This is a genomic window from Effusibacillus consociatus, assembly GCF_042652925.1.
GTDB classification, from domain to species: Bacteria; Bacillota; Bacilli; order Tumebacillales; family Effusibacillaceae; genus Effusibacillus; species Effusibacillus consociatus.
In genome coordinates this window covers 1-15,157 of sequence record NZ_JBHSHC010000025.1, presented here as the reverse complement: position 1 = coordinate 15,157, position 15,157 = coordinate 1, and the positions used below count along the sequence as shown (strand labels likewise).

The 15,157-nt window shown below is 49.3% G+C and carries 12 protein-coding genes; 11 read left to right on the top strand and 1 reads right to left on the bottom strand.

Annotation, left to right across the window (positions count from 1 at the left end; genetic code table 11):
• Positions 1 to 2: 2 nt before the first annotated feature.
• From ACFO8Q_RS04245 to ACFO8Q_RS04225, 5 genes are read left to right on the top strand one after another with little or no spacing between them, the layout of a single operon-like run.
• Positions 3 to 1,862 carry an IucA/IucC family protein gene (locus tag ACFO8Q_RS04245; protein ID WP_380024495.1) on the top strand — a complete coding sequence of 620 codons (1,860 nt, stop codon included), beginning with the start codon at positions 3 to 5 and terminating at the stop codon, positions 1,860 to 1,862.
• Positions 1,859 to 3,700 carry an IucA/IucC family protein gene (locus tag ACFO8Q_RS04240; protein WP_380024494.1) on the top strand — a complete coding sequence of 614 codons (1,842 nt, stop codon included), beginning with the start codon at positions 1,859 to 1,861 and terminating at the stop codon, positions 3,698 to 3,700. The genes ACFO8Q_RS04245 and ACFO8Q_RS04240 overlap by 4 nt, the downstream gene beginning before the upstream one ends.
• 1 nt (position 3,701) lies before the next feature.
• The gene (locus ACFO8Q_RS04235; RefSeq protein WP_380024493.1) at positions 3,702 to 4,490 is read left to right on the top strand and encodes an HpcH/HpaI aldolase family protein; all 789 of its coding nucleotides are present in this window, start codon (positions 3,702 to 3,704) and stop codon (positions 4,488 to 4,490) included.
• Positions 4,487 to 5,728, top strand: coding sequence for a type III PLP-dependent enzyme (locus ACFO8Q_RS04230; protein ID WP_380024492.1), 1,242 nt, complete (start codon positions 4,487 to 4,489; stop codon positions 5,726 to 5,728). Before ACFO8Q_RS04235 ends, ACFO8Q_RS04230 begins: the two co-directional genes overlap by 4 nt.
• Positions 5,709 to 6,476, top strand: coding sequence for a ParB N-terminal domain-containing protein (locus ACFO8Q_RS04225; protein ID WP_380024491.1), 768 nt, complete (start codon positions 5,709 to 5,711; stop codon positions 6,474 to 6,476). The genes ACFO8Q_RS04230 and ACFO8Q_RS04225 overlap by 20 nt, the downstream gene beginning before the upstream one ends.
• A gap of 11 nt (positions 6,477 to 6,487) precedes the next feature.
• On the opposite strand, the gene ACFO8Q_RS04220 is transcribed toward ACFO8Q_RS04225, so the two are convergent.
• Positions 6,488 to 6,955, bottom strand: a complete 468-nt coding sequence (locus ACFO8Q_RS04220; RefSeq protein WP_380024490.1) for a CBO0543 family protein — start codon at positions 6,953 to 6,955, stop codon at positions 6,488 to 6,490.
• A 151-nt stretch (positions 6,956 to 7,106) separates the two neighbouring features.
• On the opposite strand from ACFO8Q_RS04220, the gene ACFO8Q_RS04215 reads away from it, so the two are divergent.
• From ACFO8Q_RS04215 to map, 6 genes are all read left to right on the top strand, one after another.
• Positions 7,107 to 7,283 carry a hypothetical protein gene (locus tag ACFO8Q_RS04215; protein WP_380024489.1) on the top strand — a complete coding sequence of 59 codons (177 nt, stop codon included), beginning with the start codon at positions 7,107 to 7,109 and terminating at the stop codon, positions 7,281 to 7,283.
• Positions 7,284 to 7,339: 56 nt separating this feature from the next.
• Positions 7,340 to 8,935, top strand: a complete 1,596-nt coding sequence (locus ACFO8Q_RS04210) for a coproporphyrinogen III oxidase family protein (RefSeq protein ID WP_380024488.1) — start codon at positions 7,340 to 7,342, stop codon at positions 8,933 to 8,935.
• A gap of 169 nt (positions 8,936 to 9,104) precedes the next feature.
• A complete protein-coding gene (locus ACFO8Q_RS04205) occupies positions 9,105 to 10,778 on the top strand; it encodes a long-chain fatty acid--CoA ligase (protein ID WP_380024487.1) in 1,674 nt (557 codons plus the stop codon).
• Between the two features lie 49 nt (positions 10,779 to 10,827).
• Positions 10,828 to 12,030, top strand: coding sequence for an acyl-CoA dehydrogenase (locus ACFO8Q_RS04200; protein ID WP_380024486.1), 1,203 nt, complete (start codon positions 10,828 to 10,830; stop codon positions 12,028 to 12,030).
• Positions 12,031 to 12,242: 212 nt separating this feature from the next.
• On the top strand, positions 12,243 to 13,940 hold the full coding sequence (locus ACFO8Q_RS04195; RefSeq protein ID WP_380024485.1) for a pyruvate oxidase: 1,698 nt from the start codon (positions 12,243 to 12,245) through the stop codon (positions 13,938 to 13,940).
• 20 nt (positions 13,941 to 13,960) lie between these two features.
• Entirely contained in the window at positions 13,961 to 14,707 is a 747-nt protein-coding gene (gene map, locus ACFO8Q_RS04190; RefSeq protein WP_380024484.1) for a type I methionyl aminopeptidase, read from the top strand.
• Positions 14,708 to 15,157 lie beyond the last annotated feature (450 nt).

The window sequence follows — 15,157 nt, the reverse complement described above, 5'->3', positions numbered from 1 at the left end:
TCATGCTTACCAGTCGAGCCATTGCACAGGCGGCGGCAATTGAAAGGCTTTTGAATTCATACCTGCGTGAGACGGAAAATTTCACTCCGGCATTGGAACCTGATCACCCGGCCCTGAAACTGCTGCCTGAACCTATTCTTAGGGAGATAAAAGAACAAGGGATTCCCTTCAGAATCGAACTTAAAGCGACAGGAGTCATAATAGTGGGTGCTCTGACCTACTGGTCTCCTTTTGGTCACCATCGATATGGCACTTCTTTCTGGGGATCGGTCACTCCAGTCGATGGGAGGGAAGGAGGAGATTATTCACGTCTGGGAAACTGCCGAATACTGGCTGAATTGATTTTAAATGAGATAGCTGTCAACAATTCGCTTACGGATACTGGAAATGATAGAGTCAGTTCCATGCTTGAACAGATCGAAAACTCGATTCGGAAAACGGAGATTTATGTTGAACGACGCCTCACAAGAGAGCGCTCTTTATGGAGATTATGCGGCAAAGAAAGAACGTTTACGGCTGAACAATCGCTGACCTGCGGGCATCCGTTTCATCCGACACCGAAAAGTTCACAAGGATTCTTGCCTGATCACTTGACTCGGTATGCACCGGAAATGGGAGCTGCCTTTTCTCTGCATTATTTGGCGGTTGCTCCGGAATTGGTTGAAGAGGCGTTTCTGACGAAAACGGATGCCGAATTATTGCCTTCCGAGGTGCTGGAAGCCGCCAACAGGCGGTTGACACCAGAAAAAGAAAATTATCGCTTGCTTCCCTGTCACCCTTGGCAGGCGGAACATCTGAAAGGATGGCCAGAGGTACAGGAATTGCTTCGAACTGGACGCCTGGTGGATTTAGGGGAGCTCGGAGACAAGGTATATCCCACGTCTTCTGTCCGAACCGTATGGGATTTTGGACATCAATATATTTTCAAGCTGCCGCTGAACGTACGAATCACCAACTTTGTGCGTGTGAATCCGCCGGAGCAGTTGAAGCGGACAATGGATGCGAGTAGGGCAATCGCACACGTTCGGGATCAGATCCCCTATGCGGATTTTACAATCATGCTGGAAGAAGGATATCGAACCGTTCGACTTGAGGGAGTATCGCCGGATCGGCAGCAAAAATTGGCCGAAAGTGCTGCAGTAATCTTCCGCGAAAACCCGATGTACTGTTCCGCTGATAACGACAATGTCGAAGGGACAGAGGCCCCGACTGTGGTTGCGGCGTTGTTGGAACAACCGCCTTTTGAAAAGGAAGCTCCCGTTTGGGAAGCAGTGCGTATGGCGGCTGAAAGCGAAAAATCAGTACCGGATTCCTTATTTGTAAACAAGTGGCTCAGAAGGTACCTGGAGATATCGTTCGTACCGATTCTGTGGCTGTTCCTGGAGCACGGAATCAGTATGGAAGCCCATGTGCAAAATTCGATGGTCACCATTCAAAACGGTTGGCCTGTCCGGTTTTATGTAAGGGATTTGGAAGGTGTGAGCATCAGTCGCGAACGCGCCTTGGAGCAAAATTTAGTCGGGAAGCTGCTGGCGGAAGACAGTCCCGCTCTGTATCCCGATCACGAGGCTTGGCACCGGTTCAAATACTATGTGTTGGTCAACCATTTGGGTCATCTCATTCATACAGTGGCTTATTATGGTCAGGTTGACGAACTGGGACTCTGGCAGGTTGCGGGTGAAGTACTGCACACATCCGGTTTGTTTGATACCCGGGACAGAAAACGATATCTGCTTGATTTGCTGGAAAATGAAGGCTTGCCGGCGAAAGCGAATTTTGTAAGCTGTTTCCAAAAGCGGGGAGAGACTCCTCTTTATGTGAATATAGCAAATCCGCTTACCAAGTGTGGGGTGAAAGTATGAGAACAGAATCACAGTCATCAGCAGTCTTTGAGGCGATTCAATCCGAGCAGTTCGTATCGGTGCGGAGAAGAATTTTCCGACAGCTGATTGAGTCATTGATCTACGAAGGGGTGATTTCCCCGGAAGTAGAGGAGCAACAAGGGGAGCTTCGTTTTACGATTCAGGGGCAAGACGAATCGGGACATCCGGTTGTATATGCCTGCCAGGGAAAAAAAAGATTTACGTTTGGCCGAATTCGTTTGAACAGCGAGCCGGTAGTGCGTATTGGAAACGGGGAGGCCTCTGAAGCTGATTCACTCGCCCAATTCCTGCTTGAAATTCGAAATTCTCTTGGAGCGGACGAAGGACGTTTGGTGACGTTCATCAATGAATTGGAGCAAACCCTGTTTAAAGATACATTGGCTCAGCACTACCGGTTCAAAACCGGAAAACCCATGCGGGAAAGCAGCTATGATGATCTGGAAGGGGATGTAATGGATGGTCATCCGTACCATCCGAGTTACAAATCTCGAATCGGATTCACTTTTGAGGATCAATACCGGTACGGCCCGGAATTTAAACCGGAGATACGTCCGTTTTGGGTCGCGGTACATAAAAATTGGACTCGGGCTGCCGTTTCCCGCCGTTTGAATTTGAAGGAGTTCCTGCTTGAGGAACTCGGTCCGGAACAGGTGGCTGAATTTGCTGCGACCATTCGCGATCAGGGACTGGACCCGGACGATTATCTGTTTCTGCCGGTGCATCCGTGGCAGTGGGAAAATCGGATTGCCACTTCCCACCTGGAGGATTTGCGCGAGAAACGGTTGATTCTGCTCGGGACGTCAAAAGATGTGTATCGTCCCCAACAGTCCATTCGGACATTGGCGAATTCTTCATCTCCGAAAAAGGCGTATCTCAAACTGGCAATGAGCATCGTCAACACTTCGACAGGACGCGTACTGGCACCGCATACGGTGGAGAATGCTCCCTCCGTATCCGATTGGTTAAAGGAATTGGCTGCCGCAGACCGATTTTTAACCGAAGAAACCCGAGTCGTGCTGCTGGGAGAAGTCGCAGGAATTTCTTATGATCGTCCTGCCCGTTCCGATTTGGTTCAACCGTCGATTTATGGAGTACTCGGCTGCATCTGGCGGGAAAGCCTTCATTCCTATTTGGAAAAGGACGAAGAGGCGGTTCCATTCAACGGGCTTTGCTCGGTGGATCTGGATGGCCGCCCGTTCATTGAGCCATGGGTAAGGGAAGCGGGACTGGAGAACTGGCTCAAAAAGCTGTTTGAAGTCAGCATTCTTCCGATTGTTCACCTGTTGTATGCTCACGGTATTGCGTTGGAATCCCATGCGCAGAACATGGTGCTGATCCACAAAAAAGGGATCCCGAGCCGTCTGGGACTCAAGGATTTTCATGATGGAATCCGGTTCTCGAAAGCTCACCTGACAGCTCCCGAAAAATGCCCGGATTTGCTGGCTACACCGGAATATCATGCCCGTGTGAACCGAAACTCGTTTATTGAAACGGACGATCTTGCACTTGTCAGGGATTTCATGCATGACGCCTTCTTTTTTATTAATCTTGGGGAACTGGCGTTATTCCTGGCTGATCACTATGGATATGAAGAGAACAGATTCTGGTCTCTCGCGAGTGAAGTAATAAAAACCTACCAACAGCGTTTTCCGGAATTGAAGGATCGTTTCAAACGGTTCGATTTGTTCGCTCCGACCATCGAAGTCGAACAATTAACCAAGCGCCGTTTCTATCCCGATACAGAACTGCGGATTCATGAGGTCCCCAATCCTCTTTCTCTATGTCAAGAAGCGGCGCATGCGGGGGCGGGAAAGTGAAATGCTGCGGAAAAATGATTTGAAACAAAAATTGCATGAGGGGAAAACCGTCTACGGACTGTTTTCCTCCATCCCGTCCCCGGTCATGGTAGAGATGATCGGATGTGCGGGGTTTGATTTTGTGATTCTTGATACGGAGCACCTCTGTATGAATCCGGAAACTCTCGAAAATATGATCCGGGCAGCCGAAGCGGTGAATCTGACAGCACTGGTTCGGGTGTCCGACGGTTCGCCCGGTTCGATTTTACGGGCGCTGGATGCCGGGGCACAGGGTGTGGTGGTGCCACATGTGCGGACAAAGGAGGAGGCGGAGGCAATTGTTTCCGCCAGCCGCTATTACCCGCAGGGAAACCGGAGCTTGAACGGAGGACGCCCGGCCGGCTTTGGCAAACTCGATCTTCAAACGTATATCCAAACAGCGAACGAAGAAATTATGGTGGTTGCAATGATTGAAAACCGGGAAGGTGTCGAACACATTGATGAAATCCTGTCGGTACCCGGCATTGATATGGTATTGGAAGGGGCTGCCGATCTTTCCCAGTCTTATGGGGTACCATGGCAAACCCGCGCCCCGGTAGTCAGGGAAGCATTGCAGCGGGTGCAGGAAACGGCCAGCCGGGCAGGGGTTCCTTACTGTGCGATTCCCCGTGCGGAGGAGGATTTTCCTGCGTGGCATAACAAAGGAGTACGGGTATTCGTGCTTGGTGATGAAAGAGGCACGGCGTTTCGGGCATTGGCCGCTCATCTGAAGAAATTTGAAAAATTGGTTGAGGAAAGGGATTGCAGATGAACCAGATTGTTGACTATATCCAGTCACGGAAAGAGAATAGTTCGGAGCCTTTTTGCGCTTTTCTTTATGACTTGGATCACTTGAGGGAGCATGTGCGGCGGCGGGTTGAAACCTTGCCCGCATCCTGCCGACTGTTTTATGCGATCAAGGCAAACTCGGATGAACCGATTCTTCGAACATTGGCCCCGATTGTGGATGGCTTTGAGGTTGCTTCGCTCGGGGAAGTGAAAAAGGTTCGGGCCGTTGCTCCGGATATCCCGATCCTCTTTGGAGGTCCCGGCAAAACAGATGAGGAAATTGAAGGGGCGATCGATCATCACGTTTCTCTTCTCCATGTCGAGAGTGTGCACGAACTGCAAAGAGTTGCAAATCTAGCCTCACAACGGGGAATTCAAGTGCCGATTTTGCTGCGGGTCAATTTGCGCGGGCCGTTGCCTGACGCTACTTTGGCGATGGCGGGACGGCCGACTCAATTCGGAATTGATGAAACGGAAATTGCGGAAGCAATCCGGCTGGCTCAAGGATTGGAATCTGTAAAATTGGAAGGATTTCACCTGCACTCTCTTTCCAACAATTTGAACCCCGAACAGCACGTGAGATTGGTAGAGTACTATTGCGAACGGGTTACCGGATGGATAAAGGAGTTTGCATTACAGATTACGTACCTGAATGCGGGGGGCGGGATTGGTGTCAACTATGCCGATTTGGAAGAACAATTTGACTGGGATTTGTTTGTTAAGCGTTTGGGGCCCATGTTGGAAGCGAAATGTCCGGCTGGTGTAACCCCCCTTTTCGAATGCGGCCGTTATCTTACTGCATCATGCGGGTATTACGCTGTAGAAGTATTGGACATCAAACGGAACCACGGCAAGAACTATGTGGTCATCCGGGGAGGGACCCATCATTTTCGGTTACCTGTCTCCTGGCAGCACAGTCACCCTTTTCAGGTGATACCTGTAGAGCGCTGGGACTATCCGTTTCTGCGGAAAGAACTCCATGACAATGAGATTACGGTGGTGGGGCAGCTCTGTACACCGAAAGATGTGCTGGCGAAAGACATTGTCGTGCCGCGGGTTCGCATTGGAGATGTGATTCTGTTTCAATATGCGGGAGCTTACGGATGGGCCATTTCTCATCACGATTTCCTGAGTCATCCGCATCCGGAGCATGTCTACCTGGAACAGAGCGATAGGACATTCGCTGTTGGAGGGAATAAGCATGGTCGACGTATCGTCTAAGTTACAACTGGTTGACATCGATCAAATTTGTTTACACGAGGCGCATGAGCCTTCCCGCCTGGTCGATACATGCGAAGCGATTGAAGAAGAAGGTGTTCTGCGTCATCCGCCGCTTGCCGTGCTGATGCGGGATGGAAGGTATCTGATTCTGGATGGAGCACACCGTACCTGTGCACTGCAAAATCTCGGCTGTCGAAGAATACCTGTGCAAGTGGTGGAACAGGATGAGTTTCTGCTGGAAGCTTGGGTACACCTGGTTCCAATAGGTCCCTGGTTGGGGCAGCTGCGGGATGATTCTTCATTGAATTGGGTGACTCATATTTCAAACGGTTGGCCAATCGCTCAACTGGTGGAACAGGATGGGCAAACCTATTTCCTTCATCCGAAAGGCAGTGAGGACGATGCTTTCGTGCGTCTGGATGCATGGCACCGGGTGGTTGAAGCCTACAGCAAGGAGTACCCGGTTCAACGAATGCCGGAAAGCAGCAATCCGCCGCCGGAAGCAGGGAAGGTGATCCTGCGCTATCCTGCCTGCAGTTTAAGCGAGCTGGAGGAACTGGTTATGGCAGGAAGAGTCCTGCCCGCTGGGGTTACCCGATTCGTCGTAAGCGGGCGGTTGTTGAACCTGCGTATTCCGCTGCATCTGTTAACGGACCCGTTGAGTCCGGGGGAATGGGAGAGGCTTTGCGCAAGATGGTCTGAATCCCTGCGGTTGTATTCCGAAGCGGTGTACTACTGTGAAGTGTAAAGCGAAACGGATCAGCAGGATCGGTTTGCCAGATATTTGTCCCGCATCTTGTGATGGAGGTAAAACGAAATGAACAAAAGCCAGTCACTGAGATACGAGCAACCAAGGCTCCACCATAACCCGTGCTTCATGTAACCGGTCTTTATGGCAACCCATTCCAGAGCGATGGAGTAAAGAGACCACAGAAAAATATGCCGGGTCATTGTCCACACGGTTTGCATCTTTGGGAGAGTTTGCAGGAACAAATAGATCGTGACAAAATACACCCCGAATTCATCCAGTGTTTCAATCAAAAACTCTTGCATGTCCGACCCGGCATCGTATTCCCATAGAGGATACGAGTCAGTCAGGATGTCCGTTAGAAAGCCAATGATCATGCCTAAATAACATGTCGGTGAAAAGTCCAGAAAATACTTCTTATTGGCAAGGAGCAGGAAACAGATCCAGGACACAGAGAATAAGACAGCGGAAAAGATCATCTAAAATTCCGTCCTTTTTGGTTTTACATATTATAACAGTACTGGTTATTATTTATAATCCCTAAAGTTAGCGGTTTCTAACCGGGACTCCAACCGTTTTTTTCCTGACCTGGTGGCGCATACTAGGAGGATGGAAGGAGGCGGTTTTTTTATGAGAAAAAATTTGCGTGAGCAGTTGACTCAAACCGCTAATGCAAACGGTATGAGTCGCGATCCACGCGACAGCCTAACCCGTGAATCACACATCGAGAACATCGAGCTGGCGGCTGAATTGGGAATGACTCACCAACAAGTTCAGGCGTTGAAAAGAAGACTCGAAAGAGGTTGACGGACAAGGCATCACAAGGGTAGACTCGTACTTGGCGAGAAGGGGGGCGGCGGAGAATGAGGATTTTTGTCAATCAGATTGGCTTTGATTTCCAACCTGAAGTGGAGCGGATGACCTATCTATTCTTCGAAGAGGATCTTGTTACATTCCAAGACATCGGAAATCCCGAAATGGAATTGCGCATTCGGTTTGCTGACCGGGATGGAGCTTTACATGCGGTTGCAGAACTGTACGAAAAAGGAGCCCTACAATCAATTGCCACCTACCGGCAACCGGCGCCGCTTGGAGAGAATCACGCGACACTTCGCAAAAAAAGCAAGCAAACCGTCCTTCACGCCGTGCATGATTGCTTGGCCGATTATACCGGGGCGGGACAACCTTGGGGGATATTGACTGGGGTTCGCCCGTTAAAGCTAGTCCACGGGATGTTGGAACAAGGTCTCAGCCGTGATTACATTCGCAGCAGTTTAGCCTCAACTTACCGAATCGCTCCCGACCGGATCGATCTTCTGCTTGATATTGCAGATGCCCAGTTGTGTACGGTACCCGATCTTTATGACATTTCAAATCAAGCAAGCATTTATATCGGAATTCCATTCTGTCCGACTCATTGCGCATATTGTACATTTCCGGCCTACTCTATGGAGGAGAAGTATACGTACGCGTTCGATTTCCTCAAAGGGCTGGAAAAGGAATTTGTGGCAGTCGGCCGATTTTTGCGTGATTATGGGATTCCGGTTACGAGTGTGTATTTGGGTGGAGGTACTCCCACGAGCTTGAATGCGCCTGAAATGGAGTTCTTAATGGAAGTGCTGTACCGGGAGATCCCTGGAGGCGATGCTTGGGCGCGACGGGCCAAGGAATCATCTGTTCAAGCGATTGCAGGGGAAGATGTCCGGAAAGGTTTCGCACAAGGCGGGAGTTGGCGGGAATTTACTGTGGAAGCAGGCCGCCCGGATACAATCACTTCCGAGCGCGTAAATGTGATGCGGCGCTATCATGTGAATCGGATTTCTGTCAATCCACAAACATTCAAAGCACAGACACTGAAGGCGATTGGAAGGGGCCATACCCCGGACATCGTGGACAGGCGTTTCCATATGGTAAAGGAAGCCGGGTTTGAGAATATCAACATGGATATGATCCTCGGATTGCCGGGAGAAGACCTTGACGACGTGCGGTATACGAGAGAAAGAATTGAAGCATTGAAGCCGGATTCGGTGACGGTGCATACGATGTCATTTAAACGAACCGCCGTGGTCAATAAAGAGAAAGAGCGGTTTGAGATTCCCCATTCGCAGCTCGTGCGAATGATGATGAAGGAAACGGATGAATGGGCCCGGAGTCTCGGTTATCATCCGTACTATGTATACCGGCAAAAAGACATTCTCGGAAACCTTGAGAACATCGGGTATGCAATGCCCGGCAAGGAAAGTGTCTATAATATCTGTATTATGGAAGAACGTCAATGCATTATCGGTCTTGGAGGCGGGGCCTCCACAAAATTGGTTGGACCAAACGGCAAAAGCTTCGGACGTCACGGGAACCCTCGCGAACCAAAGGCCTATGTGGAATCGATTGATGCTGTGACTGAAAAGAAAATGGATCTCTTGAAGCGGCTTTACGAGGCCATGCTTCAAGGTCAATCTTGACAAGGGGAGAGCCGGGCGGGCTGTCTCCATTTTTTATTTACACTCCACAGAATTTGTTGTTTTATGTCGAATAAGGACGGAAAATAAAACTATCCCGAATACTATCAAATCAATTACAATAAAATTATGAATATACTAACCGTTCAGTATGCGGAGAAGGGGGATTGGAATGAACACACGTCATTTTCAATTTTGGCCAAAACGAGTTCCCAAATCGCTGACCGTTCCAAAAACAACGATTTATCACAATTTGGAAGTATCGGCGAAAAGGTATCTCGATAAGACCGCAATTTACTACTACGGAACGGAAATCTCTTATCAACAATTCGTAGACGAAGTAAACAGAATGGCCGGATTCTTGGAAAATCGGCTTGGCGTATCAAAAGGGGAGCGTGTTCTGCTATTTATGCAAAACTCTCCGCAGTTCATGATTTCTTTCTATGCGATTCTACGGGCCAATGCTGTAGCAGTTCCAATTAATCCAATGAATATTACGGAGGAACTCCAATTTTACATACAGGATTGCGAGACAAAAGTTGCGATTGTCGGACAGGAACTTTATGACCGGATTGCTCCGTTAAAGCACACCACCCCTCTCAAAGATGTAATTGTCGCCGCTTATTCCGATTATGTAAGCGGAGACCCGGGATATGACCTGCCTGAGGAAGTGAAGATGCCCCGGCTTACATTTGACGATCCCTTTGTTACCCCATGGATGAATGCGCTTTCATGCAATCTGCTTCCGGGACCGCTTACGGCTCAGTCCGATGACATTGCGGTGCTGCCCTATACTTCGGGGACTACGGGCAAACCCAAGGGATGCATCCATACGCACGCGACTGTCCAGTCGAACATTGCCGGCGCATGCGTGTGGTCGGGAATTACCCCGAACGCAGTTGTACTGACTGTACTTCCGTTGTTCCATGTAACCGGTATGCAGCACAGTATGAATGCTCCGATTTTTGCCGGAAGCAGTATGCTGCTGCTGACCCGCTGGAACCGGGCAACGGCTGCTGAAGTGATTCAACGTCACGGGTGCACACATTGGACCAATATCAGCACCATGGTGGTCGATTTCCTGTCCAACCCGAATCTATCAAATTACAACCTGGAAACTTTATCCGTGGTTGGTGGAGGCGGTGCCCCTTTGCCGGAAGCGGTTGGAGAGAGATTGTTCCAATTGACGGGAATCCGTTACACGGAAGGATACGGATTAACCGAGACCATTTCGCAGACCCATTTTAACCCGGCCGATCGACCTAAGCTGCAGTGTCTGGGAATCCCCTCTTTTGATGTGGACAGCCGGATCATTGACCCTGAAACGCTCCGCGAATTGGGGCCGGGTGAAGAAGGGGAAGTGATTGTTCATGGACCGCAAGTTTTTAAAGGGTACTGGAACCGGCCGGAGGAAACGGCCAGAGCATTTCTCTCTCTGGATGGAAAGCGGTTTTTCCGCACAGGCGACATTGCCAAATACGATGAGGAAGGCTATTACTTTATGGTTGATCGCGTGAAGCGGATGATTAATGCTTCCGGATTCAAGGTGTGGCCGACAGAAGTCGAGTCCATTTTGTATAAACATCCGGCCATTCAACAAGCGTGTGTGATTGGTGTTCCTGATGAAAAAAGGGGGGAGACGGTCAAAGCTTTTGTTGTCCTGCATGAGAAAGACAGGGGAAAGGTGACGGAGCAGGAGATCATTGAGTGGTCGAAAAATCACATGGCCTCTTACAAGTATCCGCGGATTGTCCAATTTAAAGAGCGGCTTCCAGTGTCAGGAAGCGGCAAAATTCTCTGGCGGAAACTGCAGGAGGAAGAATTGGCAGGTTCAAAACAGGCCTAGATATCATCTATGGAACCTGGGAAATCATTTATGGAAAAGGGGAGAAAACATGAATTTCGAATATTCGGATAAGGTGAAGAAACTGCAGGAAAAACTGATTGCTTTCATGGAGGAAGTTGTTTATCCAAATGAAAAGGTCTACTATCAACAGGTAAATGAGGCGGAGAGCCGCTGGACCGTTCCTCCGGTCATGGAAGAAATGAAAGCCAGAGCCAAAGAGGCCGGGTTGTGGAACCTGTTTCTGCCTGAGAGTCAATTTGGGGCTGGTTTAACCAATTTGGAGTATGCACCGTTGTGTGAGATTATGGGCCGTTCTTCGATTGCACCAGAAGTTTTTAACTGCAGCGCTCCAGACACCGGGAATATGGAAGCGCTTGTCCGTTATGGAACGAAAGAGCAGCAGGAACAATGGCTGACCCCGCTTTTAAACGGAGAAATCCGATCCTGCTTTTCGATGACCGAACCTGACGTGGCATCTTCTGATGCGACCAATATTCAGGCAAGCATCGTCAGAGACGGTGATGAATATGTGATTAACGGCCGTAAATGGTGGTCTTCCGGTGCGGGGGATCCCAGATGCAAGATTGCAATTGTGATGGGCAAGACCGATCCGACGGCCCCGAAGCATGAACAGCAATCGATGATTTTGGTTCCATTGGATACACCCGGTGTGAAGATTGAACGAATGCTGCCTGTATTCGGATACGATCACGCACCGCATGGACACGCGGAAATTACTTATGACAATGTGCGTGTTCCGGCATCCAACATTTTGTGGGGAGAGGGGAAAGGGTTTGCCATTGCACAAGGTCGCCTTGGACCCGGGCGGATTCATCACTGTATGCGTTTGATTGGGGTTGCGGAAAGGGCGCTTCAACTGATGGCGGAGCGAGTCAAGAACCGTGTTGCTTTCGGCAAGCCGCTGGCTGATCAAGGTGTGGTTCAGGAGTGGATTGCCGACTCAAGGATTGAAATCGAACAGGCCCGTCTGTTGACGTTAAAGGCTGCCTATATGATGGATACAGTAGGAAACAAAACTGCTAAGAAAGAGATTTCCATGATTAAAGTGGTAGCTCCGAATGTGGCGCTAAAAGTTCTTGATCGGGCAATACAGGCCCATGGTGCCGCTGGCGTCAGCGGCGATTTCCCGTTAGCCGCCATGTGGGCAAACTCGAGAACATTGCGTCTTGCGGATGGTCCGGACGAAGTGCATCGCAGAGCGATCGCAAAGCTGGAGTTGCTGGGGGAGTAACGTATGCTGCAAAAAGCGGGCATTGCCGATGAGCTGCTCCACACAATATTGGTGGAGAACCCGAAAAGGGTATTTGGCGGAGATTCAGAAGTGCAAGAAAAAGCTTCGTAGTGCGTAACACCCTCGGTCCCCGGCAAAACGGGGCCGGGGGATTATTTTTTGCCAGGAAATGCACAAAATACCGTCAGTTGAAAAGAAAAGGAGAGAGCTGTATGTTTCGGAAAACGGCGGGAGAAGTGCTGATTGATTTGTTGATTGAGTGGGGAGTCGACCATATCTACGGAATGCCTGGAGATTCGATCAACTCGATTATTGAACCGTTACGAAAGGCCCGGGATAAAATCAAATTTATTCAAGTGCGGCATGAGGAAGCCGGTGCATTGGCGGCCGCCTCGTACGCGAAACTTACCGGAAAAATTGGAGTGTGCATGGCGATCGCCGGCCCCGGTGCCATCCATCTGCTCAATGGGTTGTATGATGCGAAACTGGATAAAGTTCCAGTACTGGCTATCACCGGTCAAGTGGAGTCTGACTTATTGGGGACCGATTTTTTTCAAGAGGTCAACTTGGAGCGAATGTTTGATGATGTTGCCGTGTACAATCAACGAGTCATGTCGGCTGAACAACTGCCTGCCGTTGTAAACCAAGCGATCCGGGAGGCTTATACCAAAAAAGGTGTATCCGTTTTGACGATTCCGGACGATATCCCGAAGTTTGAAGTAGAGTCGGAAGCACGAGTGACAAGTTCCTTTTTCGTAATGCCGGAAATATTCCCGCGTGAATTTGATCTGGAGAAGGCAAGGATCTTGCTAAACGAAGCGAAAAAACCGGTCATCCTTGCCGGAAAAGGCGCCCACGGAATCCGGGAATCCTTATTGTCTTTCGCGGATAAACTAGCGGCCCCGATCGTGTTAACACTGCCGGGGAAAGGTGTGATTCCCGATGAACACCCGCTTTGTTTGGGGGGATTAGGGTTGATCGGCACCAAGCCCTCGTACGAGGCAATGAAAGAAGCCGATACATTGATCATGATCGGCACTTCGTTTCCTTTTACCGGTTTTTTGCCCACCGGAGCGAAAACGGTTCATATCGATACCGATCCTTCCCAAATTGGCAAGCGTTATCCGGTTGATGTCGGCTTGGCGGGAGATGCCGGAAAAACGTTGGAATGGCTGACGAACCGGATTCACGCGCATGAGGATCGATCCTTTTTGGAGCATAATCAACACCGGATGCAGCAATGGTGGAGGAGATTGGAACAGCAGGAAGCGGAGGAAGCAACCCCGATCAAACCTCAGCAGCTGATTCGGGAGTTACAGAAGGTTGTGCATGATGATGCAGTTCTTTCTGTTGACGTAGGGAACGTGACGGTGTGGATGGCACGCCATTTTCGAATGACCAATCAACAATTTATCATTTCCAGCTGGTTAGCCACTCTGGGATGTGGGTTGCCCGGTGCAATCGCCGCAAAAATCGCGTATCCAAACAAGCAGGTACTTGCGGTATGTGGGGATGGCGGATTCGGCATGACCATGAATGATTTTGTTACTGCGGTAAAATACAACTTGCCCATCACAGTAATTGTTCTCAACAACCACAAGATCGCTATGATAAAATTTGAGCAGGAAGTCATGGGGAACGTAGAATTTGGTACCGATCTGGTCAATCCAAACTTTGCTCAATACGCGGAAGCGTGCGGAGGAATCGGGTATCGGGTGGAACACCCTGCTGAGCTTCTGCCAACACTTGAAAAAGCAGTGACCCGGAATAAACCATGCATCGTAGACGTTCTGGTTGATGCAAACGAGGCGCCCATGCCGGCGAAGATTACATTTGGACAGGCTGCGGGTTACGCCAGACATATGATCAAAGAGCTGTTTGAAGAAGGGAAAATCGATCTGCCCTTATAGAACTTGAGGTGGGCGTATTCATGATTATTTTGAAAACGAAAGACGAAATTGCCAAGATGCGAGAGGCGGGCAAAATCCTGGCGGCCTGCCATAGAGAAATCGCAGCAAAAATCCGGCCGGGAATCACCACGATGGAAATCGATCAATTCGTGGAAAAGTACTTGAAGTCGCACGGAGCCACGCCCGAACAAAAAGGATACCGGGGGTATCCCTATGCCACGTGTGCATCTGTGAATGATGTGATCTGTCACGGGTTCCCAAGCAAGGAGCCATTGAAAGAAGGGGACATCGTGACAATTGATATGGTTGTCAACTTAAACGGTTGGTTAGCGGATTCCGCCTGGTCTTACGCGGTCGGCAGGATCTCGGATCAGGCTCAACATTTGTTGAAAGTAACAAAGAAAGCGTTATATGCAGGGATTGAAAAAGCGGTCATCGGCAACCGGATCGGCGATATCTCCCATGCGATTCAGACACTGGCTGAATCGCATGGGTTATCGGTGGTTCGGCAGTTTATTGGGCACGGGATCGGTCAAAGCATGCACGAGGCACCGGAGGTTCCGCATTTCGGTCCTTCCGGCAGAGGTCTCAGGCTGAAAGAAGGCATGGTCATTACGATCGAACCGATGCTCAACCTCGGTTCTTACCATGCAAAGATCGACCCGGACGGCTGGACAGCCCGCACCGTGGACGGAAGTTTATCCGCCCAATATGAACATACGATTGCCATCACAAGTGAAGGACCGTTGATTTTGAGCGAACAGTAGGTGAGAAATTCCACAGAGTCAATGAAATTTACAATCCCTTTCTGAAAAGATCAGTAGCCCAAACGTGAGCTGCTGGTCTTTTTCTTTTACAGTGGTTTTAGAAGGTTGTGAGATGCAATTAAAAAATAAATTAAGTTAAATTTTCTTCAATTCTATATATTATTTCTATTAATTATATGTCGACAAATATATAGCATCATTTACAAGGAATTTCCAGTTTCCAGGTAGAAATTTTAATATACCCAAAAAGTAGGTTGTTGTTTGGGCACGATCCAATTAAGGAGAAGGGCTGTAGATATTATTCGATTATGTTTTTGATTTTCAATATGGATCAATCTGCCCAAAGAGGAGAGATGCTCACCGTTAGTTTTTGAAGTTTCAACATGAAATCGGAATGTGGATAACTCAAGCCTGTGGATAACCTGTCTGTGCCACGCAATTTCATTTTGA